The 24,917-nt window shown below is 43.4% G+C and carries 28 protein-coding genes and 1 tRNA gene; 28 read left to right on the top strand and 1 reads right to left on the bottom strand.

Annotated elements, in window-relative coordinates; all coding sequences use genetic code 11:
- Nucleotides 1–102: 102 nt before the first annotated feature.
- From rnpA to C1G49_RS11245, 16 genes are all read left to right on the top strand, one after another.
- Complete coding sequence (gene rnpA, locus C1G49_RS01485; protein WP_105117249.1) at nt 103–462, top strand: ribonuclease P protein component; 360 nt, start codon at nt 103–105, stop codon at nt 460–462.
- Nucleotides 446–1,258: a membrane protein insertase YidC gene (locus C1G49_RS01480; protein WP_105124333.1), complete on the top strand. Its 813-nt coding sequence runs from the start codon at nt 446–448 to the stop codon at nt 1,256–1,258. Before rnpA ends, C1G49_RS01480 begins: the two co-directional genes overlap by 17 nt.
- 24 nt (nt 1,259–1,282) lie before the next feature.
- Nucleotides 1,283–2,269 carry an RNA-binding cell elongation regulator Jag/EloR gene (gene jag / locus C1G49_RS01475; RefSeq protein WP_105117251.1) on the top strand — a complete coding sequence of 329 codons (987 nt, stop codon included), beginning with the start codon at nt 1,283–1,285 and terminating at the stop codon, nt 2,267–2,269.
- Between the two features lie 168 nt (nt 2,270–2,437).
- Entirely contained in the window at nt 2,438–2,575 is a 138-nt protein-coding gene (gene rpmH / locus C1G49_RS01470; protein WP_002939016.1) for a 50S ribosomal protein L34, read from the top strand.
- Between the two features lie 84 nt (nt 2,576–2,659).
- Complete coding sequence (locus C1G49_RS01465; protein ID WP_105124332.1) at nt 2,660–3,442, top strand: TatD family hydrolase; 783 nt, start codon at nt 2,660–2,662, stop codon at nt 3,440–3,442.
- Nucleotides 3,426–3,992 (top strand): ribonuclease M5, encoded by a 567-nt coding sequence (gene rnmV, locus C1G49_RS01460; RefSeq protein WP_105124351.1) that lies wholly within the window; start codon nt 3,426–3,428, stop codon nt 3,990–3,992. Before C1G49_RS01465 ends, rnmV begins: the two co-directional genes overlap by 17 nt.
- 91 nt (nt 3,993–4,083) lie before the next feature.
- Complete coding sequence (locus tag C1G49_RS01455; RefSeq protein ID WP_105124331.1) at nt 4,084–4,371, top strand: toxin-antitoxin system antitoxin subunit; 288 nt, start codon at nt 4,084–4,086, stop codon at nt 4,369–4,371.
- A complete protein-coding gene (locus C1G49_RS01450; protein ID WP_105124330.1) occupies nt 4,361–4,690 on the top strand; it encodes a type II toxin-antitoxin system RelE/ParE family toxin in 330 nt (109 codons plus the stop codon). The genes C1G49_RS01455 and C1G49_RS01450 overlap by 11 nt, the downstream gene beginning before the upstream one ends.
- Before the next feature lie 6 nt (nt 4,691–4,696).
- Complete coding sequence (locus tag C1G49_RS01445) at nt 4,697–5,152, top strand: 8-oxo-dGTP diphosphatase (RefSeq protein ID WP_105124329.1); 456 nt, start codon at nt 4,697–4,699, stop codon at nt 5,150–5,152.
- Nucleotides 5,153–5,239: 87 nt separating this feature from the next.
- Nucleotides 5,240–6,673 (top strand): SseB family protein, encoded by a 1,434-nt coding sequence (locus C1G49_RS01440; protein WP_105124328.1) that lies wholly within the window; start codon nt 5,240–5,242, stop codon nt 6,671–6,673.
- Nucleotides 6,670–7,542 carry a 16S rRNA (adenine(1518)-N(6)/adenine(1519)-N(6))-dimethyltransferase RsmA gene (gene rsmA / locus C1G49_RS01435; protein ID WP_105124327.1) on the top strand — a complete coding sequence of 291 codons (873 nt, stop codon included), beginning with the start codon at nt 6,670–6,672 and terminating at the stop codon, nt 7,540–7,542. The genes C1G49_RS01440 and rsmA overlap by 4 nt, the downstream gene beginning before the upstream one ends.
- Nucleotides 7,543–7,754: 212 nt before the next feature.
- Nucleotides 7,755–9,485: a hypothetical protein gene (locus C1G49_RS01430; RefSeq protein ID WP_105124350.1), complete on the top strand. Its 1,731-nt coding sequence runs from the start codon at nt 7,755–7,757 to the stop codon at nt 9,483–9,485.
- Nucleotides 9,486–9,497: 12 nt separating this feature from the next.
- The gene (locus C1G49_RS01425; protein WP_105124326.1) at nt 9,498–11,942 is read left to right on the top strand and encodes an LTA synthase family protein; all 2,445 of its coding nucleotides are present in this window, start codon (nt 9,498–9,500) and stop codon (nt 11,940–11,942) included.
- Between the two features lie 143 nt (nt 11,943–12,085).
- A complete protein-coding gene (locus tag C1G49_RS01420; RefSeq protein WP_105124325.1) occupies nt 12,086–13,663 on the top strand; it encodes an ATP-binding cassette domain-containing protein in 1,578 nt (525 codons plus the stop codon).
- A 33-nt stretch (nt 13,664–13,696) separates the two neighbouring features.
- A complete protein-coding gene (locus C1G49_RS01415) occupies nt 13,697–14,794 on the top strand; it encodes an ABC transporter transmembrane domain-containing protein (RefSeq protein ID WP_238595827.1) in 1,098 nt (365 codons plus the stop codon).
- 3 nt (nt 14,795–14,797) lie between these two features.
- Nucleotides 14,798–15,289 (top strand): ATP-binding cassette domain-containing protein, encoded by a 492-nt coding sequence (locus C1G49_RS11245; RefSeq protein WP_238595826.1) that lies wholly within the window; start codon nt 14,798–14,800, stop codon nt 15,287–15,289.
- Nucleotides 15,290–15,336: 47 nt separating this feature from the next.
- Here C1G49_RS11245 and C1G49_RS01410 read toward each other — a convergent pair.
- A tRNA-Leu gene (locus tag C1G49_RS01410) sits at nt 15,337–15,418 on the bottom strand.
- Between the two features lie 451 nt (nt 15,419–15,869).
- Between C1G49_RS01410 and rsgA the strand changes: the two genes are divergently transcribed.
- The 12 genes from rsgA (at nt 15,870) to purR (ending at nt 24,740) form a co-directional block, all read left to right on the top strand.
- Nucleotides 15,870–16,745, top strand: a complete 876-nt coding sequence (rsgA, locus tag C1G49_RS01400) for a ribosome small subunit-dependent GTPase A (protein WP_105124323.1) — start codon at nt 15,870–15,872, stop codon at nt 16,743–16,745.
- Between the two features lie 14 nt (nt 16,746–16,759).
- The gene (rpe, locus tag C1G49_RS01395; protein ID WP_105124322.1) at nt 16,760–17,419 is read left to right on the top strand and encodes a ribulose-phosphate 3-epimerase; all 660 of its coding nucleotides are present in this window, start codon (nt 16,760–16,762) and stop codon (nt 17,417–17,419) included.
- On the top strand, nt 17,412–18,044 hold the full coding sequence (locus C1G49_RS01390) for a thiamine diphosphokinase (RefSeq protein ID WP_105124321.1): 633 nt from the start codon (nt 17,412–17,414) through the stop codon (nt 18,042–18,044). Before rpe ends, C1G49_RS01390 begins: the two co-directional genes overlap by 8 nt.
- Nucleotides 18,045–19,283: a DNA recombination protein RmuC gene (locus tag C1G49_RS01385; RefSeq protein WP_105124320.1), complete on the top strand. Its 1,239-nt coding sequence runs from the start codon at nt 18,045–18,047 to the stop codon at nt 19,281–19,283.
- On the top strand, nt 19,273–20,214 hold the full coding sequence (locus C1G49_RS01380) for a 3'-5' exoribonuclease YhaM family protein (protein WP_044669574.1): 942 nt from the start codon (nt 19,273–19,275) through the stop codon (nt 20,212–20,214). Before C1G49_RS01385 ends, C1G49_RS01380 begins: the two co-directional genes overlap by 11 nt.
- Nucleotides 20,215–20,228: 14 nt before the next feature.
- Nucleotides 20,229–21,080 (top strand): aminoglycoside phosphotransferase family protein, encoded by an 852-nt coding sequence (locus tag C1G49_RS01375; protein ID WP_238595825.1) that lies wholly within the window; start codon nt 20,229–20,231, stop codon nt 21,078–21,080.
- Nucleotides 21,081–21,202: 122 nt separating this feature from the next.
- Complete coding sequence (locus tag C1G49_RS01370; RefSeq protein WP_105116957.1) at nt 21,203–21,472, top strand: hypothetical protein; 270 nt, start codon at nt 21,203–21,205, stop codon at nt 21,470–21,472.
- On the top strand, nt 21,459–21,983 hold the full coding sequence (locus C1G49_RS01365) for a thiol-disulfide isomerase (RefSeq protein WP_105124318.1): 525 nt from the start codon (nt 21,459–21,461) through the stop codon (nt 21,981–21,983). Before C1G49_RS01370 ends, C1G49_RS01365 begins: the two co-directional genes overlap by 14 nt.
- A gap of 81 nt (nt 21,984–22,064) precedes the next feature.
- Nucleotides 22,065–22,616 carry a hypothetical protein gene (locus C1G49_RS01360; protein WP_105114324.1) on the top strand — a complete coding sequence of 184 codons (552 nt, stop codon included), beginning with the start codon at nt 22,065–22,067 and terminating at the stop codon, nt 22,614–22,616.
- A gap of 3 nt (nt 22,617–22,619) precedes the next feature.
- Nucleotides 22,620–23,156 carry a hypothetical protein gene (locus C1G49_RS01355; RefSeq protein WP_105124317.1) on the top strand — a complete coding sequence of 179 codons (537 nt, stop codon included), beginning with the start codon at nt 22,620–22,622 and terminating at the stop codon, nt 23,154–23,156.
- Nucleotides 23,157–23,159: 3 nt separating this feature from the next.
- Nucleotides 23,160–23,711, top strand: coding sequence for a hypothetical protein (locus C1G49_RS01350; RefSeq protein ID WP_238595824.1), 552 nt, complete (start codon nt 23,160–23,162; stop codon nt 23,709–23,711).
- 216 nt (nt 23,712–23,927) lie between these two features.
- Nucleotides 23,928–24,740, top strand: coding sequence for a pur operon repressor (gene purR / locus C1G49_RS01345; RefSeq protein WP_105124316.1), 813 nt, complete (start codon nt 23,928–23,930; stop codon nt 24,738–24,740).
- Nucleotides 24,741–24,917 lie beyond the last annotated feature (177 nt).

Here is a 24,917-nt window from a genome sequence, read left to right as displayed (position 1 = left end):
ACATTTTCTTTCTGTGTATGACCTGCCTATAAACGTGATGTTTATTGGCTTTTTTGAATTTTATGGTATAATAGAGGTAATTTTGAAAGATGGAGTGACGGTTTGAAGAAAAGCTATCGTGTCAAGCGTGAACGAGATTTTAATGACATTTTTACAAAAGGAAAGAATGTAGCCAATCGGAAGTTTGTGGTTTACTGCTTACCCAAGGACCAGGCTCATTTCCGAGTAGGCCTATCTGTCAGCAAAAAATTGGGAAACGCTGTCATGAGAAATCGCATTAAGCGAAGACTTCGCCATGTCCTGATAGAATGCCAGCAAGAGTTGGTGACGGATGACTTTGTAATCATCGCTCGTAAAGGAGTTGAAGAGCTGTCCTATCAGGAAATCAAGAAAAACCTCATCCATGTTTTGAAACTAGCTAAATTATACCAGGAAGGTGTTGCGATTGAAAAAGAATCTTAAGTGGGCTGGGCTACTGACCACAACTCTACTCGTGCTAACCGCTTGTGGAACAGGAACAGCCTCCAGTCAGTCTTCGGGCGCATGGAATGGATTGATTCATTGGTTTGCTAGCATTATTCAATTCTTGTCCATCAACGGTCAGATTGGTATCGGGATTATTCTCTTTACGATTATCATTCGGACTATCTTATTGCCTTTGTTCCAAATTCAAATGAATTCTTCGCGTAAGATGCAGGAACTTCAACCCCAGCTACGTGCTTTACAGGAAGAGTATGCTGGAAGTGATATGGATACTCGTCAGAAATTATATGAGGAAACAAGAAAACTCTATAAAGAGAACGGTGTCAGCATGACCTCATCCATGTGGCCACTCTTAATTCAGATGCCGATTTTGATAGCTCTCTATCAAGCTCTGATAACGGAGGAAGCTCTCAAGGTTGGACAGTTCCTCTGGGTAAATCTTGGTGAAGCTGACCCCTATTTTATCTTTCCAGTTTTAGCAGCAGCCTTCACCTTCTTAAGTACTTGGTTGGCCAATAAGGCAGCCATTGAGAAAAATGGTGCCATTACAGCTATGATGTACATCATGCCAGTACTGATTTTCTTCTTTGCTGTTACAGCCGCTAGTGGTGTGGCCTTGTACTGGACGGTATCTAACGCTTATCAAGTGGTTCAAACCTTGGTGTTTAATAATCCTTTTAAAATCATAGCAGAGCGTCAAGCTAAAATTGATGCTGAAAAAGAGCGTCAAGCTAAAATCAGACGGGCTCAGAAAAAGGCTCGCAAACAGAAGTAGGATGAAACGAATAGGAGAGAGAAAATGAAATTTACAGGTGCAAATGTTGAAGAAGCCATTCAAAATGGTCTAGAAGAATTGAATATTCCCCGTAAGAAGGCACATATCACTGTTGTAGCGCGTGAGAAGAAAGGTTTCTTTGGTTTTGGTAAAAAACCAGCCATCGTAGATATTGATGTCATCAACGAAACAACAGTTGTCAAAGCCAACCAAAAGGCTGTTCGAGGCGTTCCAAGTGAAATCAATGAACTCAATGAGCCAGTCAAGAGTGTTTCAGAAGCTACGATTGACCTTGGAAAAGTTGTTGCGGCAGTTAAGGAATTTGAAAAATCTGGTCAAACGCTTGATGATGAGATTAAGGCTCAGATTTTGAAGAACGAAAAAGAAGCGACAACCATTCTTGAAGAAACTGGTCGCATTGAAATTCTTTCTGACGAATTGTTAGCAAGTGTAAGTCAAACACCTACTCAAGAAGAAACAATCAGCTCAGAGCCAGTTGTCAAAGATGAATTTGCTGATTTAAATATCAAGGTGGAGCCCCAGTACGACATTGAACAGGTTGTTGCAGAGGTTTCTGCCTACATTCAAGAAATTCTGGACGATATGGATGTGGAAGCAAGTATTGAAACCAGCCATAGCCGACGTACAATCAATATCCAAGTCGACACCAATGAACCAGGACGTGTCATTGGCTATCACGGTAAAGTTTTGAAGGCCCTGCAACTCTTGGCTCAGAACTTCCTTTACAACCGTTACGAACGTAATTTCTACATTACCATCAATGTGAATGACTATGTAGAACACCGTGCAGAAGTGCTTCAAGGCTATGCGCAAAAATTGGCTGAACGTGTATTGGTTGAACAGGAAGCCTACCACACAGACCCTATGTCAAGCAGTGAACGTAAAATCATCCACCGCATTATCTCTAAGATGGACGGTTTGACAAGTTATTCAGAAGGTAGCGAACCAAACCGCTATGTAGTGGTAGATATTGAAGGACATCGCGATTAAGAAGAGGCTCAGCCTCTTTTTTTCAATGTTTTTTCTTAATCTGATTGAAAATAGAACAGAATAGCTTGACAAACCCCCAGATTTTATATAAAATAGTTTGGTATGTTTAGTAACTGATCAAAACTAGCCGGCTAAACGAATACAAGAATCTAAGAGGAGGTATTCATCGTGAAACGTACTTTTCAACCAAGTAAAATCCGTCGCGCACGTAAACACGGTTTCCGTAGCCGTATGGCAACTAAAAACGGCCGTCGCGTGTTAGCAGCTCGTCGCCGTAAGGGACGTAAAGTTCTTACAGTAGCATAAGAATACAACTAAAACCAGCAGGAACTCGAGTCTGCTGGTTTTTTCGTTGGAAAAGAACGGCTTGAAATATGGTACAATAGAACCATGATACAGATATTTGATACCCATACCCACCTCAACGTCGAGCAGTTTGACGGTAGGGTCCAAGAAGAATTAGACTTTGCCAAGGAGATGGGGGTCACCCTCCACAATGTGGTCGGTTTTGACCGAGCAACCATTGACAAGGCTAGGGAGCTTGCTGACCAGCACCCTGAAATTTATCTGACATTGGGCTGGCATCCGACAGAGGCTGGCACCTATGACGAGGAAGTAGAAAGCTACTTGCTTGAGGCTCTCAAACATCCCAAGGTCATTGCCCTAGGGGAGATTGGGCTAGATTACTACTGGATGACAGCGGACAAGGAAACCCAGGCTCGTGTTTTCAAGCGACAGATGGAGTTGGCTAAGCAGTTGGACTTACCCTTTGTGGTTCACACTCGTGATGCTTTGGAAGATACCTACCAGATCATCAAGGAAGTCGGTGTCGGACCACGCGGAGGTATCATGCATTCCTTCTCTGGCACGCTAGAGGAGGCTCAGGCCTTCATGGACCTGGGCATGCACATCTCCTTCTCGGGAGTAGTGACCTTCAAAAAAGCCGTTGAACTTCAGGAAGCGGCGCAAGCATTGTCCCTAGAAAAAATCTTGGTCGAGACGGATGCGCCCTACTTAGCGCCTGTTCCCAAGCGGGGTCGGGAAAATCGTACCGGCTATACCCGATATGTGGTGGATATGCTGGCCCAGCTTCGCAACCAGTCGGTCGAAGAAGTGGCGAGAGCGACCTACGAGAATGCAAGGAGCTTGTTCAGAATTGACACAGAAAATTAAGATACAAGAAGTCCTCGTTGTCGAGGGCAAGGATGATACAGCAAACCTAAAGCGGTTTTACGAGGTGGACACCTACGAAACCAGAGGCTCTGCCATATCAGACGATGACTTGGAACGCATCGAGAAACTCCATGACCTGCGGGGCGTTATTGTCTTTACTGACCCAGACTACAATGGAGAGCGGATTCGGAAGATGATTATGCAGGCCATTCCCACGGTCAAACACGCTTTTTTACAGCGGGACGAGGCTGCCCCCAAGTCCAAAACAAAAGGGCGATCCTTGGGTATTGAGCACGCCAGCTTTGAAGACTTGGAAAATGCCCTTGCAGGCCTGCGTGGTTACTATGATGATGAAAATCACTTTGACATCAGCAAGTCAGACCTGATGCGCCTTGGCTTGCTTATGGGTGCTGACAGCCGCAGGCGGAGGGAGTGTCTGGGGGAAAAGCTCCGCATCGGCTACTGCAATGGCAAGCAACTCCTCAAACGATTGGAATTGTTTGGGATAAGTTTGGCGGAGGTTGAAGAGGCTATGAGGGAGCATGAATAAAGCGGGAACTGTCAGCTGGTGTCTGCTTTTTTGAAAATTGCCAGCGATGTCTATTTGTGTTACAATATAGAAAACTAGGAGGTGGACTAGATTGATAACTATAAACAAAGATGCCCAAGTAAATTTTAAAACTGATTCCAGACTTTTAGAAAAAGCCAAGGAAGTATTTGCTATGAACCAGCTGGATTTGACCGCTGGTTTTAACCTCTTCTTGCAAAATATCGCTGTAAAAAATGAGTTGCCAATTCTGACAGAAGAAGAGTTGGAAAGAGAAGAGTTGTTTTTACAGTTACAGAAGGAAATTAAGGAAAATCAGCAGGCGATTGAGGCAGGTCACGGGATCAGCCTAGAAAGTGTCAAAGAGAAGTATGGAATTTGAGTCTTATTCAGTGATACTTGCGCCAGCAGTGGAGAAGGAATTGGCAGTTATTTACGCCTATTTCTCGGAACAGTTCTCAGAAGAAATTGCCAAAAGACGAATTGGGATGATTGTCGAAGCATTGGAGAGTTTGCAAATTTTTCCTGAACGTGGTTTTAACGCCGATAACCGTTTTGGTAAGCAAATAGACCCGCCACATCTAACCCGAGGCTATGTCATTGGAAAAGACTACATTGCCCTCTATAGCGTAGTGAAAAATGAAGTTCGAGTGGGTCACCTTTTTGCGACCAAGAGTGATTATGTGAAGTTGTTGAGGTGAGGGAGCATGAGTAGGACGGAACAAGTCATCCTAACCAATATGTGTATGATTACAGACGGTCAGCAGGTATTGGTCCAGAATAGGAAGTCAGAGAAGTGGCCGGGCGTCACGTTTCCGGGTGGCCATGTCGAACGTGGCGAGAGTATTATTTCCTCCGTCATTCGTGAGGTCAAAGAAGAAACGGGCTTGACTGTATTCAACCTCGAACTCTGTGGCATTCAAAACTGGACGGATCCTACTGACCACTATCGCTATTTGGTATTTTGCTATAAAACTAGCCATTTTTCAGGCTCTATCCAATCTTCAGATGAGGGCGAGGTCTTCTGGCTGGATTGTGCAGACCTGAAGAATGTTCAGCTGGCAGACGGTTTTGAATCCATGTTGGAAATCTTTGAACAGCCACAGCTGACGGAGAATTTTTTCTGGTTTGAAGACGGTGAGTGGAAGGTGGAGAATCGATAATGAAAAATAGCTGGAAATGGCAGTTACTGTGAGGGAGTTGAGTCTTATTTCAGAATTGAGTGAGATGTTAAATCTGGAGGATGGAAGATGGGATTATTTGATTTTTGGAAAAAGAATAAAGATGAGATGACAGACGTGACAACAGCTACCCAGCAGCCAGTTGCTTTTGGTGTAGAAGCGGTCTTTAACTCGCAAGATTCTGGGGAAGTCATTTTATCTGGTCAGGCTTATGGTACAATAAAGGTGGGTGATAGGCTTACTTTTGTTAAGGGCAGCCGGGAACATACTGTACTAATCAAGGGGATTGAGAAATCTCAAATTTCTATGCAAGTCTTGAACAATCAAAAAGGTAGCTTGAGAGTAGCTCTGTCTGATAAAAAGTTTGCCAAAACAGGGTTAGTCCTGTATAATGCTGTTGCTAGCGTTGACTTTAAAGAAGAAGCTTATCTCAGAGCGTTAGCTGATGGTTTTATTGGCTTTCAAGAGGCAATTTTAAAACCCGAGGATATTCAGAAAGCCAGCTTAGCTGATGTTGCTGAATTGGTAGGGCTATTTATTGATTACTGTAGAAGAAACGACAAACTTTTCTCAGCAGAGGAAATTGACGAGAATCTTCAAAAAATCAAAACATTGAAAGATATTGTCAGAGACAAACTTTTAGTAGCTGATAGGATCTATGTTCTCCAATCGACACGAACCGGAGAAGCTCACCTCCATTCTGAAACCTTCCAAAGAGAAGATGGCTCATTCCTTTGTACAGATCCGTTGATACAGATTGTAGATGAGGAACGCTACGACTATGTAATGACAAAATTAACAGAAGCTAAACGGACTGATGTGACTTTACGAAAGGTTGAAAAAGGGGAAGATGGTGAAGGAATTACCAACGCTTTAGGAACTGAATTTTACCTAAATGGAGCACTTGGAGTTTTTATTGAGTCCAAAGATACAGTAGTCTGGGCGAAAGAGTTGGTTCCAAAACCCGATTTTAGTGGAATTCCAGAAATTCAAGTACCAATTACTAACCCAGATTTGGTTCGTTGGATGTTGCTTATGGGACAAATAGGTCATCCAGAAACAGATGAAGCTAAGCAAATTTTTCAGTTGTACTATGGTTTTATGGCTAGGGAATTGATGGGTGCCAAGTTGCTAATCCCAATGAAGGGTAATCTTATCCACGATGCTGTTGATGCAGATGGGAAAACGGTATTGAAAGAGAAATCTACCATGTCCTTTCCAGTTCGTGAAGGGAAATACAAAGATGGCCGGACAACGCTTCAAGTCTTTACAGACTGGAAACGATTGCGAATGGTATTTGATGATGAATGGAATGGGATGATAACGACGGTTGATGATTTTATTGAGCAGCACGATTTTGCTATCAATGCTACACAATACCTAGATGCTGGTATGTATATTAGCAAAAGTGCCTATGATGACATGAAAAAGATATGGGGCGATAAGCCAATTGATCACATTAAACTCAAAATGAAACAGATGAATGAGAAGAAACACACATGAGAATTGCAGACAAAAACGTTACTCGTGCCGTCCTGGAACGCCACGGGTTTACCTTTAAGAAATCCTTTGGTCAAAATTTTTTGACCGATACCAATATTTTACAGAAGATTGTAGATACGGCTGAGATTGACCAGAATGTCAATGTCATCGAAATCGGTCCTGGAATCGGGGCCTTGACCGAGTTTTTGGCGGAAAATGCTGCTGAGGTTATGGCCTTTGAGATTGATGACCGCCTGATTCCGATTTTGGCGGACACCTTGGGTCGCTTTGACAATGTGACCGTGGTCAACCAAGACATCTTGAAGACCGACCTGCAGACCCAGATTCAGAATTTCAAGAATCCTGACCTGCCCATCAAGGTTGTGGCCAACCTGCCCTACTACATCACCACTCCTATCCTCATTCACCTGATTGAGAGCAAGATTCCCTTCAGCGAGTTTGTGGTCATGATGCAGCGGGAGGTGGCCGACCGCATTTCTGCCGAGCCAAACACCAAGGCCTACGGTAGCCTGTCCATTGCGGTCCAGTACTACATGACTGCCAAGGTGGCTTTCATCGTGCCTCGCACTGTCTTTGTCCCTGCACCAAATGTGGACTCCGCCATTCTCAAAATGGTCCGCCGCGAGCAACCTCTAGTGAGCGTCAAAGACGAAGATTTCTTCTTCCGGGTGTCCAAGGCCAGCTTTGTGCACCGCCGCAAGACCTTGTGGAACAACCTGACCAACCATTTCGGTAAGTCCGACGAGGTCAAGGACAAGCTGACGCAGGCGCTTGGCATGGCAGAGCTGGAAGCCAGTGTCCGTGGAGAAGCCCTTTCTATGGCTGACTTCGCACGTTTGTCTGACAGCCTCCAGGAAGTTGGTTTATAAGCAAGTGAGAGTGGGAAAGCCATCATTGGTGCCTTTCCCACTCTCATCTATTTTACCTAAAATCGTTTTCCTATTTGCCTTGTTCGTTGACAGTGGGTGGAAAGCTTGCTATACTGAAAAGTGACTAACTTTTGAAAAATATTGTCTGCAAATTGGCAGAATATTTACAAAAACAAGAGAGGGTTTCCCTCTTTTTTTATGAAGGTATCTATATGTTAAAAACTATGCTGAAAAAGCATCCCCATTTAGTAGCCCTGGGCCTATTTGTGGGCTTTTCTTTATTATTATTAGTTCCCCACTTGCTAACTAAGGGCATGGTGACAGGTGCGGACTTGATTTTCCACTACAATCGTTTCTATGATGCGGCTATGCAGATGAAGGAGGGCAATTTCTCCTATATTATCAGTTTGTATGGCTATCAGCAGTCAGGACGGATTGTCAATGCTCTCTATGGGCCTTATTTTGCCTATTTACAGGGGGTGCTAGTTCTTTTTAGTGGAACCTGGTTCCGCTATCAGATTTTATCCAATCTTCTCTTGGGAACTCTGAGTGCCACCTCTCTCTATCTCCTCATGCGTGAGGTCAAGGTCAAGTATGCTCACTCTATTTTCTTGTCAATGTTCTTTGTGACCACCTATTCCATTCAGTATTGGTGGGCAACCCAAGGATTTACCAGCTGGGGAGTGGCTCTTTTTCCGCTTTGTTTAATCCCTGCAGTCCGTTTCTTGCAGACAAAAAAAGTCCCCATTTTCCTTATGGCAGGTGCAGTAGGGATTATGTTACAGGTCCATATGCTATCGACCTTGTTCTTGGTCATTGCCTATGGCATTCTCTTTTTCATTGGTTGGTGGAAATCAGACCAAAAAATGAAGATTATTGGACAAGTAGCCCTTTCGGTAGGGATTTTTCTGCTCCTGACCATTAATATCTGGTTGCCACTGGTTTATATCAACGCGACCAACAGTTTGGTTCCTCCATTTGTAAATAAGAAATTCGTTCAAAATACTGTCACATGGCTGAAAACCGCCTTTCTCTACTATCCATATCCACTTCCTCTTTTCTTTGGAATCTATCTCTATTTCTTGGTGAAAAATTGGAAAAAACAATCGCTGGTTCTGGCTGGTCTTGCTATTACCTACGCAGTATTTTTGATTTTATCAACCAACCTTTTCCCTTGGCAATTAGTAGCTGGCAAGGGGATCGACTTAGTTGAGTTGATCCAATTTCCTTTCCGATTCTTCCTATATGCTAATGCCTTGTTATTAGGAGTGGTAGGGCTACAAGTATCTGGCTTGTCAGAAAAAATGCAGAAAATCTTTTCTGGTTTGACTGTTATTTCTTTGCTTGTTTCGGTTGGTTTCCTCTGGAATGAAAGTTATAAGGAAATCAATGGGCATTATTACAGTGATACTTTCCTGCAAAAACGAATTCATACGACCTTGTACGGGACGACGGAAGAGTTACGGGCTTCTTTCCATTCCAAAGACTTGGGTGAATTTATCCACATTGCTCAGAAATCCACGCCTGACTATGTGCCAGATTTATCAGAAAAGACTGGACATCTGACCAATGAGGAGTCGGATAATACCTATTTTACCTATCGTGACCAAGTGATTTTACCAAATCAAGATTTTGCCAAAGAAGTTGATGGAGATCAGCTGGTGGTGACTTGGACGGCGTCAGAAGCAGAAGAAACTGCGGTACCAGTTATTGTTTACCAAGACAGTCAGCTTGTTTTGAATGATACCGTTTTAGATAGGGAAGATATGATGCTTTCCGATATCGGTGTGCCAACAGTCACCAGCCAACCGGGGCAAAATACCCTAATCCTATCCTACAAGCAACAGTGGTGGTTATTGCCAGTTATCTTTATCAGTTTGACTGGATGGCTAGTCTGGTCGATGTACTACATCTTTATTTACCGAAAATCAAGCCTTTCCTAAGAGAGAAATGTTATGAAACAAATCAATCCAAAGGCAAGCAAGCAATTTATTCTGGTTATGATTATGACCATTTTACTTGCGATGGGGCGGGCCCTTTTGTTAAGCGGTGTATCTTTTCCGCTCTGGTTTATCCCCCTGCCCTTACTTGCCTATCTTATTTTTACTTTTTATATCTTGGTCCTGCTGGATAAGTACGAACAGTTTATCAAGACCAAGAGCTTTGCCAAGTATGTCGGCTATTTTCTAGGCTTTCTGTATCTTGTCAATCTAGTCTATCGGCTCAATGCCAAGAAATATCAAGCCTGGAATATTTTCCGTAATAATCTCTTTCAATTTGAGCTTCTATTGATGTTGGCTCTTCCCGTATTGTTGGCATTTTTATGGCGGAAGAAGACGGGAATTCGAGAAAAATTAAGCCAGTGGTCAGCCAATCACTTGGTACCAGATGGCTATTTGCTCTTGACCAGTTTGCTTTCTCTCAGCCCTCTAGCTATCTCTTATTGGAAAGATAGCCATTATGAGAGTTTGGTTGAGAAAGGCTCTTATGTAGAGTTCTTTAGCCAGACACCGCTGTTTGCCCCTATTCATTTTATAGGGACCTATATTTTTCTCCGCTATCTTCATAAGGCATTTGTAGAGTTTAAGGCCAATCGGACCAACGTTTACAGTATGCTCTTTATCAGCCTGGCTCTGGCTATGTTGTCGCATATCGGTTATCAGGCTTCAATGGCTGGAGGAACGGGTTCATATTTCACCCGTCACCTCTTTCCTGGAGCCATTGTCTTTCAGATTGCCTGCCTCTTTTTCCTAAACATTATCATTAGTTTGGTCATCAACCGTCAAATCCTGTCGGTTGCTGTCATTGCTGGTTTAAATGTGACCTTGATAGCGGCCAATTTCCTAAAATTCCGCTATCGTTCGGAGCCGTTGACCCCCAATGATTTCAAATGGGTCGGGAACTTGGGAATGATTCTCAGCTTTATCAGTCTGCGTGTTGTGCTCATATCCCTATTCTTTTTGGTTCTTCTGTTCTTTCTTTATCGGAAAATTCATAAGAACTACTTCCAAGGAAGGATTGTTGCTTCCATCTGGAAACGGCTGGCAGGGATTTCTGTCATTCTTTCCTTGATTTTAGGAATGGGCTGGGCTATTCGCAATGAAAAAGACCATAAGATTGCTGGCTGGATACCTATTCTTTCTCAGGTCAATAACTGGCGGAACGTAGACTGGAAGGGCTACGCCTTTGTGGCTCGTTATCGCACTCTTTCATTCCTCTGGTTGCAGCAGCTCAGCAAGACCAGTATGGAAATGCCTGAGAACTACTCTGAGAAGACCATGAAGGCTATTGTGAAGAAATATACCGCTCTGGCTGAGGAAATCAATGCAGAGCGGACAGGTCAATTGACTGACCAGACGGTTATCTACATCCTCAGCGAGAGTTTGGCTGACCCTCGTCGGATTCCAGGTGTGACTCTAAGTCAAAATGTCCTGCAAAATATTGAATACATCATGAGCCAGACTACCAGTGGCTTGATGAAGAGCGACCACTATGGTGGTGGGACTGCCAATATCGAGTTTCAGGTTTATAGTGGTTTACCACTTTACAATTATAATTCTTCTATTTCATCTGTCTATCTGGATGTGGCACCAAATATGAAGAAGTTGCCAAGTATCAGCGACCTCTATCCAGCAGAGAATCGTGTCGCTATTCACCCCTACTTCGATACTAGCTACAACCGTAATTCTATCTATAAACAGTTGGGGATTGAGCAGTTCTATACGCTCAATAGTGCCAACTATCCACTTGCAGTGACGGCTGAAGATTATCAGGGGAATTTTGTCAGTGACAAGAAGACCTATGATTTGATTTTGGAGCAGGTGCGTTCAGGAACAAATACATTTGTTTCGGCCATTACCATGCAGAACCATGTTCAGTGGAATTCCCTAGAGCCTGCAAGTATCACTGCATCTGGAGAGGGCTTCACGGCTGAGGAAAATGCCAACCTCAATAGCTATGCTCGTCTTCTATCCTTTACGGATCAGGCAACAAGGGATTTTCTAGACCAGCTTAAGACCTTGGATAAAAAGGTGACTGTTGTCTTTTACGGCGACCATCTGCCAGGTTTGTATCCAGAGTCTGCTTTCGTGACGGACCCAAGTGCGCAGTACAAGACGGATTATTTCGTTTGGAGCAATTTTGATACAGCGAAATACAATTATGAGCTAGTTAACTCTAGCGACATGAATGCACTAATGCTGGAGACGACCAATAACAAGGTCAGCCCTTACTATGCCCTCTTGACAGAAGTGCTTCATAAGGATCGTGTAGGTCAGGCTGAGCGAGATGCGAAAGTTGCAGAAGAACTCAAACTGGTCCAATATGACCTATCCACAGGAAAAGGCTACCTTTTGAAATACAAAGATTTTTTCAAAGTAGCGACTGAAACGACAGAATAAAATCACGACCAAGTCAGAATGCTGGCTTGGCTTTTTCTTTATGTGAAAAAGTACACAAACATGGGGAGTTGTGGTATAATAACGGTGTTTAATACAGATTTTTTATTGCTTTGCTTAGCAATCTATCAAACGGCGGTGGGGAAATGAAAAAGAGGAATTTTTGGCTAACCTTATCTTGTATTTTTGCAGTAGCCCTGCTAAATGTTGGCTTTCTGTACCAATATCGCTACATTATTGATGCTATTGCGGCTGGAGATAGGCAAGCCTTTGTGTCCTATTTTGTGCTGATGGGGCTAACTGTCCTTGTCATGCTGGTCTTTGAATACATTCGTCAGATTGCCAATGTCAGCTATCTCAATCAAGTAGGTTTCCAATTACAAGCGACCTTTATTGGGAAAATTTTTGATTTGCCTTTTAGGCAGTTTGTTGAACAGGGGGCAGGGGCCTATATTTCCCAGCTCAATAATGATTTGGAGACGGTGAAAGAAGATTATTACGACGCTTTCTTTACGATTTTTCAAGGTGTTTGTACCTTTGGGATTGCCAGTCTAGCCTTGCTTAGCTTGGATGGTCTGACTGCTATTTTCTTAATTCTGATTTCCTTTTTGCCAGTTGTGATTCCCTATCTATTCAAAAAGCGGAGGAGGCTCAATCAGGAGGCGATTTCGGACAGTCAGCAGGTCTATAATACAAGGGTTTCAGATGTCTTTTTGAGTTATTTGCAAGTGAAAAATAGCCGCCAAAGACAGCAAGTTTTAGATGGTCTGAACGATCGCTATCAAGCAGTCAATGACAAGGTCAATCAGGCCAATCGAACGACAGTAACCATGCGGCTCTTAGTCGGTTTTGTCTTTTATCTGACTACTCTTTCGATTATCTTTATCGGTGGTTTTCAGGTCTTTTCTGGGGCCTTGACCATCGGTGGCTTGACAGCTATTCTGACCATTTCAGAGCAGTTGGTGGATCCCATTAATAGCATTGCCGCAGCCTTTTTGGACAGGCATGCCGTTAAGGAATTGAAGCAAGAGTTTGAGTTATCTTCTTTGGGTCAAGAAACGAAGGGACAGGAACTAGCTTCAGCTTTCCAGAGTATTCAACTGGTCAAGGCTAGTTATGCTATCGGTGAGAAGCAGGTCTTTGAAGACTTGACAGTAACGTTTGAACGTGGCAAGAAGTATTTAATTCTTGGGGAAAGTGGTTCTGGCAAATCTTCCTTGGCTCTTATTTTGACCAAGAATAGCCAACTGCAAGCAGGGGATATTTACGTTGATAAAACCTCTCTTTCAGACTTGTCCTACCAAACCATTCAAGATAAGATTGCCTATCTGCCACAAGAGGGAGCCCTTTTCCATGATACTGTTCTTTACAACTTGACCATGGGACGGGAGGTTTCAGAAGATAGGCTGATGTCACTCATTAAGACCATGAACCTTGACAGTCGTTTCCCAAGTTATGCTTCTTTGAGCGAGGAAATTAGTGATGATAGCGGACTGTCTGGCGGACAAAAGCAGCGTCTGCTCTTGATTCGTGCCTTGCTGCAAGATAAGGACATCTTGTTGCTGGATGAAAGTCTGTCTGCCTTGGATCAGGAAACCTATACAGTAATTGAAGCCTACCTTACCTCTCTAGCTGATAAGACACTCATTCATATTTCCCACCGCGTGTCCGATGATGTCCTTTCTCGTTATGATGGTGTGGTACGGATTGGGGAGAGCAATTAATTTTTGTCAGATTGTTCCTATCTAGGAGGAGTTATGAAAAATATCATCTATCAATTGAAACCAGTTATTGCCATTCAGTTGGTTTTCCATATCTTATATAGTTTTACCAATGTCGTTTTGCCTGAGTTAAATAAGTATCTTTTTGACCATATTTTTCAGATGGGCTGGACAGGACTTGTCTGGCTCTTGTTGGCCTACACTTTGACCATCATTGCCAATTCAGTCTTTCAGTACATTTCCCAGGTTTATGAGTGGAAGGTGTCCCAGGGCTTCTATGTCACGGCTAAAAAAGGTCTGGCAAACAGCTTGTTATCACAGCCTTTAGCCAAATTTTCAGAGAAGAATGTCTCTGCCTATCTGTCCATTTTTGACAACGATTTGGAAACCATTGAGGAGAGTTACCTGAGTCCCCTCATGGACATTATCCGCTCTAGTTTGAGTATGCTCATCTATGCGGTTTCCCTCTTTCTCTTTGTTCATCCGCTGGTTGCGGTTGGGATTATTCTGTCGTCTGCCTTGGCGGTTTTCATTCCCAAGTGGATTTCAGGCCCTCTTTCTCAGCGTCAGCGGTCATTTTTACAGAGTTTGGAAGGCTATTTTCAGGTGGTGACTGACCTCTTTTCTGCTAAGAACCGCGTTAATAGTGAAACCTTCGGTTCCATCAGCCGTGTCCACCATCGGTCAGTAGAAGAAAGTGAAGGAGCCCGTTTTCGCTTTGGTCAATTCAAGACCCTGGCCAATGTCGTCAATGGATTTTCCATGTTTTTGGTGCAATTAACGGCTTTTGGCTTGGTCGGCTATCTCTTGCTGCAAAAAGAGTTGACCATCGGTGCTGCCATTGCAACCTTCAGCTATGTTGAAAATTTCATCTATCCTATGAAATACATCCTCTTGGATGTCAATTATATCCATTCGACCAAGGAAACAGTTGCCAATTTAGAAGACTATCTTGCTGGTCAGGTCTTGTCTGAGCAAGTGCCAAGCTATCCCAATGTGACAGCCTTGGAAGTCAGGGATGTGGCCTATCATGTGGGAGAATTAGCGGTAGTAGATTTTTCCTATCGGTTTGACAAGGGGAAAAAGTATGCCATCATTGGTCCGTCAGCCAGCGGGAAATCCACTTTTCTATGAGTGTTGGCAGGAGAACTGGCTCTGGACAAGGGAAGTATTTCCTATCTGGAAAACGATGTTTTGCATGAAATGGAAGCAGCTACCGCCTTCTATCTCAGCCAGTTTGAGCATCTTTACCATACCGATTTTGAAAGCAATGTGTCTGTTTTTGGAACCTATGAGAAGGGAAGAGATGTCATGTTTGGCTTGTTAAGGAGCCTGCCAACGAGTTTACAGGACACATTGATGACCACAAGTGATCCTAGTCTCTTGAGTGGTGGCGAGAAAAATGTCCTGTGTCTGCTTCGTGCCCTGATGAGTGGTAAGGAGATTTTGCTCTTGGATGAACCGACCTCCCATTTAGACCCTGCCCTGACTAAGCAGGTTTTGACCAACCTCTTGCAGCTGGAGGACAAACTTATCATCACCATCTTGCATGAATCAGACCCTGCCATCCTAGACATGTTTGATGTGGTTTTGGAAATGCGTGATAGGAAATTGCGTGAGAAGATATAAAAATAACCCCAAGTCATCAACTCTGACTTGGGGTTTCTCGTTTATCATGCGGAGGAAGGGATTTGAACCCTCACACCCGATGGGCACATGCGCCTGAAGCATGCGTGTCTGCCGTTCCACCACCTCCGCTTGTTTTTATTATACTATTTTTACATTGAAATGACTAGAGGAAAGTGTAAAATCTCAGAGTCTGGGTAAAAGACCATCCCACTTCATAAGGTTAGTGTCAACATCTCAGCGCAGTGGTTGATTGGCTTTAACAGTCTGGGAGACTGTTAAAGGTAGGAGATAAGATTTGCAAAGCAAATCTCAGCAGTTCGTGTTTAACACTCCAAATCTAACCATTACGACTGTTGCGAACAAAGTCCACTTCATATCCAACCTCCAACAGTCACTACTCTGACTGTTGGAGCTATGCGGGGGTGGGACTGAAACAGTCTGGGAATAGACTGTTTCAGCTCAACAACTTGAAACGTGAAATGGGTGACGCGCTCTTTTATTAAGGTTCGAGTTCTTTCCTGCTCCCTTTTTCCTAGGAAATTTGGTATAATAGGAACAAGTACACACAAAGGAGTCTTCATTGCAAGGAAGAATTATCAAGGCCTTGGCAGGTTTTTACTATGTTGAGGCGGATGGACAGATTTATCAAACCAGAGCCAGAGGAAATTTTCGTAAGAAAGGCCAAACGCCCTATGTAGGTGATTTTGTGGACTTTTCTGCGGAGGAAAACTCAGAAGGCTATATTTTAAAAATCCATGAGCGGAAGAATAGTTTGGTTCGACCTCCAATTGTCAATATCGATCAGGCGGTGGTTATCATGTCGGCCAAGGAACCTGATTTTAATGCCAATCTCTTGGATCGTTTCCTAGTTCTCCTTGAACAGAAGGACATGGATCCCATTATTTATATCTCTAAGATGGACTTGGTGGAAGATTGGGCGGAGATGGATGCCTTCAAGGCTATCTATGAGAAAATTGGCTATCCATTTGTCTATAGTTTGGAGGAATTGACGCCATTATTGCTGGATAAGGTGACGGTCTTTATGGGGCAGACAGGGGTTGGGAAATCAACTCTTCTCAATCGCATTGCACCAGAATTAGCCTTGGAAACAGGGGCGATTTCAGATAGTTTGGGGCGTGGTCGCCATACCACTCGTGCGGTCAGCTTCTACAATGTCTTCGGTGGGAAAATTGCGGATACGCCAGGTTTTTCATCCCTAGACTATGAAGTCAAGGAGGCTGAGGCTCTGACAGATTGTTTCCCAGAAATTGCGGAAGTCAGCCAGGACTGCAAATTTAGGACCTGTACCCACACACACGAGCCGGATTGTGCAGTCAAGGGAGCTGTTGTCAGCTCTGCTATTTCCCAAAGTCGCTTTGACAATTATCTCCAATTCCTCAGCGAAATCCAAAATCAGCGTGAAACCTATACCAAGGTAAGTAAGAAATTCAAATAGAAAGTTGGTACTCTATGTCACATTTTAAGATTGCACCGTCTATTTTGGCGGCAGATTATGCAAATTTTGAAAAAGAGCTCAAACGTCTAGAAAAGACAGGTGTGGAGTATGTGCACATTGATGTCATGGACGGTCATTTCGTGCCAAATATTAGCTTTGGGGCGGATGTGGTTGCGGCTATGCGTCCTCATAGCAAGCTAGTTTTCGATTGCCATCTCATGGTGTCCAATCCTGAAAATCATATTGAGACCTTTGCTCGAGCAGGTGCAGATATTTTAACCATTCACGCAGAAGCAACGGTTCACCTGCATGGAACCTTGCAGAAAATCCGTGCTGCCGGTATGAAGGTGGGCGTGGTCATCAATCCAGGTACGCCGCTTGTAACCATTGAGCCTGTGCTCAACTTGGTGGATCAGGTTCTGCTCATGACGGTCAACCCAGGTTTTGGTGGTCAGGCCTACATTCCAGAAGTGGCTGAGAAGATTGCAGATTTGGTTAAACTCCGTGAAGCTAAAGGCTTGAACTTTGACATCGAAGTGGACGGCGGAATTGACGATAAGACCATTCATTCAGCTAAAAATGCGGGTGCCAATGTCTTTGTGGCTGGTTCCTATCTCTTCAAAGGAGACTTGGATGCCAACGTTGCCAAATTGAGAGCAGCCCTTCATGATTAAGATTGCTGTCATTGCAGGCGGTTCCTTTGACTGCCTTCCTGAGCCTGCCGACCTCTATGTGGGGGTAGATGCAGGCTCTGTTCGTCTTCTGGACCATTCCCTGCCTCTTGACTGGGCTATTGGTGATTTTGACTCGGTCACGCCTGAAGAATTAGGGCGGATAAAGGCTCTAGCAGAGCGTTTTTTGCAAGCTCCTGCTGAAAAAGATGACACAGACTTGGAGCTGGCTTTAAAGGAAATCTTCAAGGCCTATCCGCAGGCCCAGGTCCGTATCTACGGAGCCTTGGGTGGTCGTATGGACCACATGATGAGCAATCTCTTTCTGGCTGCAGAGCCGGACTTGGCTGCCTTTATGGAGCAGATTGAATTGGTGGATAGGCAAAACATCATCCGTTTTCGACCAGCAGGTCGGCACCGTTTGTCACCGATTGCTGGTATGAAGTACATTTCCTTTATGCCGTCGGACCAGAGCCGCCTGACCATTCGTCATGCCAAGTACCCGCTGGATGCCAGCAATTATTTTTTCAAAAAATGCTATGCTTCTAACGAATTTATAGATAGGGACATAGACATTCAACTGGATCAGGGCTACGTGGTCCTGATCTACAGTAAGGACAGGGATTAGATGGATATTGTAGTACTTATTTTGCTGATACTGGTCTTGCTTGCCTTGGTTTTTCTTTATGGAAAATGGCAGAGCTTGGCCCTGCTTTTGCAAGATCAGGCCGAAGATACAGCAGACAACTTGTCTGACCAGCTCAGCTATCAACTAGAAAACGCAACTCTCAAACAGCAGCAAGCCATTCATCAGGAGGTAGAAAGACTCCGCACGGAGCTTTACCAACAGCTAACCGATATTCGTCAAGAGCTGAATAAGAGCCACTTGGAAACGCGAGATGCCACCGACCGCCGTTTGCAAGCTATTCAGGAGTCCAATGAAAAACGTCTGGAAGAAATGCGGCAGACGGTTGAGGAAAAGCTGGAGAAAACCCTGCAAACCCGCCTACAAGCCTCCTTTGAAACGGTGTCCAAGCAGTTGGAATCGGTCAATCGTGGTCTGGGCGAAATGCAGACGGTGGCGCGTGATGTGGGTAGTCTTAACAAGGTCCTGTCTGGCACTAAAACCCGTGGCATCATGGGCGAATTGCAGCTGGGACAGATTATCGAGGATATTTTGACACCTAGCCAATATGAGCGAGAGTTTGCCACGGTTTCAGGCTCTAGTGAGCGCGTGGAGTATGCGGTCAAGCTACCAGGACGGACTGAAGGCGACTATATCTACTTGCCAATCGATTCCAAGTTTCCGCTGGCGGATTACTACCGCTTGGAGGATGCTTATGAAAGTGGGGACAAGGACCAGATTGACCTCCATCGGAAAAATCTCTTGGCTGCTATTAAACGCTTTGCCAAGGACATTCAGAGCAAGTACCTCAATCCGCCTGAAACGACTAACTTTGGTGTGCTCTTTCTGCCAACCGAAGGACTTTATTCAGAAGTGGTTCGCAATCCCATTTTCTTTGATGACCTACGCCGTCAGGAAAATATCGTGGTAGCAGGACCGACCACCCTTTCTGCCTTGCTCAATTCCCTCTCCGTCGGCTTTAAGACCCTCAACATTCAACGGTCGGCCGATGATATTTCCAAGGTCTTGGGCAATGTCAAGCTGGAATTTGGCAAGTTTTCTGACCTCTTGCTTAAGGCCCAGAAACAGCTCAATCAAGCCAGCAGCAATATTGACAAACTCTTAACCACTCGCACCAACGCCATCGAGCGTAGTCTTCGTACCATTGACCTGTACGAAGATGACCAAACCAAGGGACTGCTTGGCCTGTCCCCATTAGATGAGGAAGATAATGAAAATTAACCAAATGAAAAAAGATGAATTCTTCGAAGGATTCTATCTGATCAAGACTGCTGAAGTTCGTCAAACACGAGCTGGCAAAGACTACCTAGCTCTGACCTTCCAAGACGATACGGGCGAGATTGAAGGCAAGGTCTGGGATGCCCAACCAGGGAAAATCAAAGACTTTACTGCTGGAACTGTTGTTCACATGCAGGGACGCCGTGAGGTTTACAACAACACCCCCCAGGTCAATCAACTGGTTCTTCGTTTGCCAAAGGCAGGCGAGCCAAATGATCCTGCTGATTTCAAGGAAAAACCACCTGTTGATGTCAAGGACACCAAGGAATACTTGAGCCAGATGATTTTCCGCATCGAAAATGCCACTTGGCAGCGGATTGTCCGTGCCCTTTACAGCAAGTACGACAAGGAATTCTATTCCTATCCAGCAGCCAAGACCAATCACCACGCCTTCTATTCAGGTTTGTCCTTCCATACAGCGACCATGGTCCGTTTGGCTGATAAAATTGGTGACATTTATCCTCAGCTCAACAAGAGCCTGCTTTTCGCAGGGATTATGCTGCATGACCTAGCCAAGGTGATTGAACTGACAGGTCCTGATAACACAGGCTACACTGTCCGTGGCAATCTGATTGGGCACATTTCCTTGATTGATGAAGAGATTACTAAGGTCTTGATGGAATTGGGCATCGATGACAGTCTGGAGGAAGTGACTGTTCTGCGCCATGTCATCCTCAGCCACCATGGCTTACTGGAGTATGGAAGCCCTGTCCGTCCGCAGATTATGGAGGCGGAGATCCTCCACATGATTGACAACATCGATGCGGAAATGATGATGATGCTATCGGCCTTGGACAAGGTCGGCCCAGGCGAGATGACCAACCGTATCTTTGCCATGGACAACCGCGCCTTCTATAAGCCTAATATCGACTAATGGTAGTTAGGATAGTGTCTCGACAGCCCCTCACCAAAGGCTGGTCCACGGACCAAAAGTACAAGGTCCAACTAGAAGATGGCCGCTTTGGTCTTTTGAGAATAGCAGAGCGGCCAGCCTATGAGGCTAAGCGATTAGAATTTCAATTAGTTGAAAACCTGTTTGGTCTAGGTTTGCCTGTGGCAGAGCCACTAAGTTTTTGGGCGGATGACTTGTCAGTCTATACCCTTTATGAATGGGTGGAAGGTCAGGAGATGAATGAAGTGGCTTCTAGCCTGTCTGATTCTGTCTTATATGAACTGGGCTGTCAGTCAGGTCAGTTCTTGCGAACCTTACATGCCCTGCCTATTGACCAAAACCAACGGGACTGGAACAACTACTATCAGTCCAAGATTGACAGTAAGTTAGAAGCCTATCGTACATGTAGTCATTCCTATCCAAATGGTCAAGCCATGATAGACTTTGTCCAGGCCAACCGTCACTTGCTTGAAGGGCGACCGATTGCCTACCATCATGGAGATTTTCATACAGGGAATTTTCTACTGGGAAGAGGTGGAAAGCTAAAAATTTTAGACTTTGATCGCTATGATATAGGAGATCCCTGGGAAGAATTCAATCGGTTGATTTTCACGGCAGATTTGTCTCCAGCCTTTGCGCGTGGTCAGGTAGATGCCTATTTTGACGGCGCTATTCCAGAGGAATTTTGGAGGCTTTTAGCCCTTTATCTGACCGTGAATAGTCTGGGTGCTCTTTCTTGGGCGGAGCAGGTGGATCCCCTCCAAATCCCTTTGATGAAAGAACAGGCTGATGCTGTTTGGACTTGGTATCAAGGCTATAGCAGGCTTCAACCATCATGGTATTTGTGAAAAATGAACAAAATACGAAAAAAGCGGACTTTTTAAAATAAAAAAGTTCGCTTTTTATAGTTTATAGATGGAATGTATACTGAACAAGGGAGTCGTCATATATTGTGGTATAATTAGAGAGCATGACGTTTTGGAAGAAGATTCTCTATGAGTGGGACAATCAAATCAATCGTGTTGAAGAGTTTTATACAGTGATGGGAAATGGAAATAGAGAAAATGGAAAAGAGAACGTAAAATATCTCATGGAGAACCCTACAATCGGAGGTAATTTTATCAAATATGGGGTTAGTCTAGATATTATTTTCGGAAAAGAAAGTGATGCTGATGATAAAGCTTTAAAAGATTTTTATGATTACCTAAATAGAGGAGAGAAGCAAAATGTCGGTACTTAAAAAAATAATGATTGGTCTTTTTACAATCATACTCATAGTGATGGGGTTTATCAGCTATAGTCGCTATCAAAGTGCACAAGAGCTAAAAACGGCATTTAAAAATGACGATAAGATTCAAGTTTTCTATCACCTAATGGTTTCGGAGAGATATGCGAAAGTTATCCGCCAAGCTGGTTTTACGATTCCACCGGATAGCGCTATTCGATTTGATGGAGCTATTGACCCCTTGGAAATCGAGGGGGATTTGCAGTTAAAAATTCATCCACCAGGTGAAGCCGATGAGGAACTTAGTATTTCATTTTCAGTGGAAAAGAACGATGCTACTATTGAAGCGTTTTTTGTCATGGATAGGCAACTGAATTTGCTCCGTAGCTATTATCAGATAATGGAACAAAATGAGAGGAAAAACTTAACACTTCACGAATCAGAAGAAAAGCGTCTTTTGAGTATTGTCCAAAAAGAAATCAATGGTTTTTTGGACACGATGGAGGAGACTTTGTATAATCAGTGAGTTATGCTTGTTGAGATGTCCATAAAGATATACTGTGTGATATTTCCGAATAAATGGTAATCTTATGAGGAGAAGAAATCAATGTTAAATAATCTGCGAAAACATAAAAAAATCATGGTCCCTATTCTTGTAATGTTCACCGTAGTCATTTCCTTTTTTGGTTACCGACTGTATTGTTACGGTGATTTTAAGCGAACCTATGAGAGCGGAGCTTCTACCTATGAACAATTTTATTCTCTGACAAGATATGACAGATTTTTTGGGAAACAATATGTGGACGATGTAAAGAAAGCGGGCTACGACCTAGATGATTACAATTTGAAGATGATGGATCGAATTCCTGCAATAACTTCTAAAAAGTTAGGGATAAAATTTATTCCAGAAGAGATACATATCACTGTCAGTTTTAACTATGAATTGAATGGCAGACAGATTAATGTATTCCAGCAACTTAACAAGGATATGAATCGGGATGGTAAAGGCAGCTACTATTTACAGGATGAAAACGGTAATCTGATTGAGAGTGTAGAGTTGACAGAAGCTGAGGAGCAAGAGTTGACAGAAATCGCTATTGCGGAGCTGGAAGATCTACTGGCAGATGTCTACCACTCCATGTATCCTGAGGAGAAGTAAGTAATGTTGAGTAAGAAAAGCCGAGTGACTGTCCTCATAGTATTGACTTTGGTGCTATCGTTTTTCGGTTACCGTCAGTATTGTTACGGTGATTTTAAGCGAACCTATGAGAGCGGAGCTTCTACCTATGAACAATTTTATTCTCTGACAAGATATGACAGATTTTTTGGGAAACAATATGTGGACGATGTAAAGAAAGCGGGCTACGACCTAGATGATTACAATTTGAAGATGATGGACCGAATTCCTGCATTAATATCTAAAAAGTTAGGGATAAAATTTATTCCAGAAGAGATACATATTACTGTCAGCTTTAACTATGAATTGAATGGCAGACGGATTAGTGTCTTCCAACAACTTGATAAAAATATGAGACGAAATGGAGCTGGTGGTTATGATCTGATAGATGAAAATGGAAATGATATAGAGAGAATAGAGCTGACAGAAGCTGAGGAGCAAGAGTTGACAGAAGTTGCTATAGCGGAGCTAGAAGAACTACTGGCAGATGTCTACCACTCCATGTACCCTGAGGAGAAGTAAGCAATGTTGAATAAGCTACGAAAACATAAAAAAATCATGTTCCCTATTCTTGTAATGTTCACCGTAGTCATTTCCTTTTTTGGCTACAGAGAGTATGATTATGGAGCTTTCAAGAGAGCTTATGAGAATGGTACGGTCTACGAGCAGTTGGAGGTCATAACGGGTTATGGCAGAATAATTGGTGGAAAACGCTATGTCGATGCAGTGCGAAATGCGGGTTACGAGATTGATGAGTATAATTTGAGGATGAACGATAACATCACCAGTTTAACTACCAAAAAAATAGAAATAAAAGTTATTCCGTTAAACAATAGAGTTGACCTTCATTATAGCTACATTTTGAATGAACAACCATTAGGTGTCAGTCAAATACTTAATGAAAAAATGGAGTTGGATAGAGATGGAATATACTATCTCCTTGATGAATCTGGACAGGATAAGGAAAGAATTCAATTGAGTGAGGATGAGCAAGAGCAACTAAGGGAAGTCGCTGAGAATGAACTCAAAGCCATGTTAAAAGATATCTATGATTCCATGTACCCTGAAGGGAAGTAAGCAATAGGCGGAGCGCGTGGATCCCCTCCAAATCACCTTGATGAAAGAACAGGCTGATGCTGTTTGGACTTGGTATCAAGGCTATAGCAGGCTTCAACCATCATGGTATTTGTGAAAAATGAACAAAATACGAAAAAGACGGACTTTTTAAAATAAAAAAGTTCGCTTTTTGCATAGATTGTGCTATAATAGGAAAAAGCCAAAAAGGAGAACGATATGAAATTAAGAAGAAGTGAACGAATGGTTGTTATCTCTAACTACCTCATCAATCACCCTTACGAATTAACAAGCTTGAATACCTTTGCGGAAAAGTATGAGTCTGCTAAGTCTTCGATTTCAGAAGATATTGCAATTATTAAAAAAGCCTTTGAAGAAAGTTCGATTGGTCAGATTGAAACCATTACTGGTGCCAGTGGAGGTGTTGTGTTCACACCTTCCATTTCTAAGGAAGAGTCCATCGAGATTGCCCAGGCTCTTCGTGACCAGATGGCTGAAAGTAACCGAATTTTGCCAGGTGGTTATATTTACTCATCTGACCTTCTTTCAACACCTCATGTCTTGAAAAACGTTGGTCGTATTATTGCCAATGCTTTCAAGGAAGAAAAAATTGATGCTGTCATGACAGTTGCAACAAAGGGTGTTCCCTTGGCCAATGCCGTTGCCAATGTACTCAATGTTCCATTTGTTATTGTTCGTCGTGACCTTAAGATTACAGAGGGTTCAACCGTTTCTGTTAACTATGTGTCAGGATCTAGCGACCGCATTGAGAAAATGTTCCTATCCAAGCGTAGCTTGAAGGCAGGAAGTCGTGTCTTGATTGTCGATGATTTCTTGAAAAACGGTGGTACCATCAATGGTATGATCAGCCTACTCTCTGAGTTTGATTCAACTTTAGTAGGTGTAGCCGTCTTTGCGGAAAACCAAAAAGGCGACCGCAACGTAGCCAACTACAAATCGCTTCTAGCCGTGACCGACATCAATGTCAAAGAAAATCGCGTGGACGTTGAGTTGGGTAATATTTTTGAGTAACTTTTACTGGTCAGCACTTCAAGAGATGTATGCTGCTCCCCTATTTAGATTATACGTGCATAAAAAAAGCTGAGTATTCAGCTTTTTTTGGTGGCTTCAAACTCATATCTGGGTAACATTTTTTAAATATGCCATCTTATCTAGAATTTTGGTATAATAGTAGAGCAGGATGATTTG

The organism is Streptococcus suis (assembly GCF_002960625.1).
Lineage (GTDB): Bacteria > Bacillota > Bacilli > Lactobacillales > Streptococcaceae > Streptococcus > Streptococcus suis_T.
The sequence above is the reverse complement of the archived record's forward strand: the minus strand, read 5'-3'. Positions and strand labels throughout refer to the sequence as shown.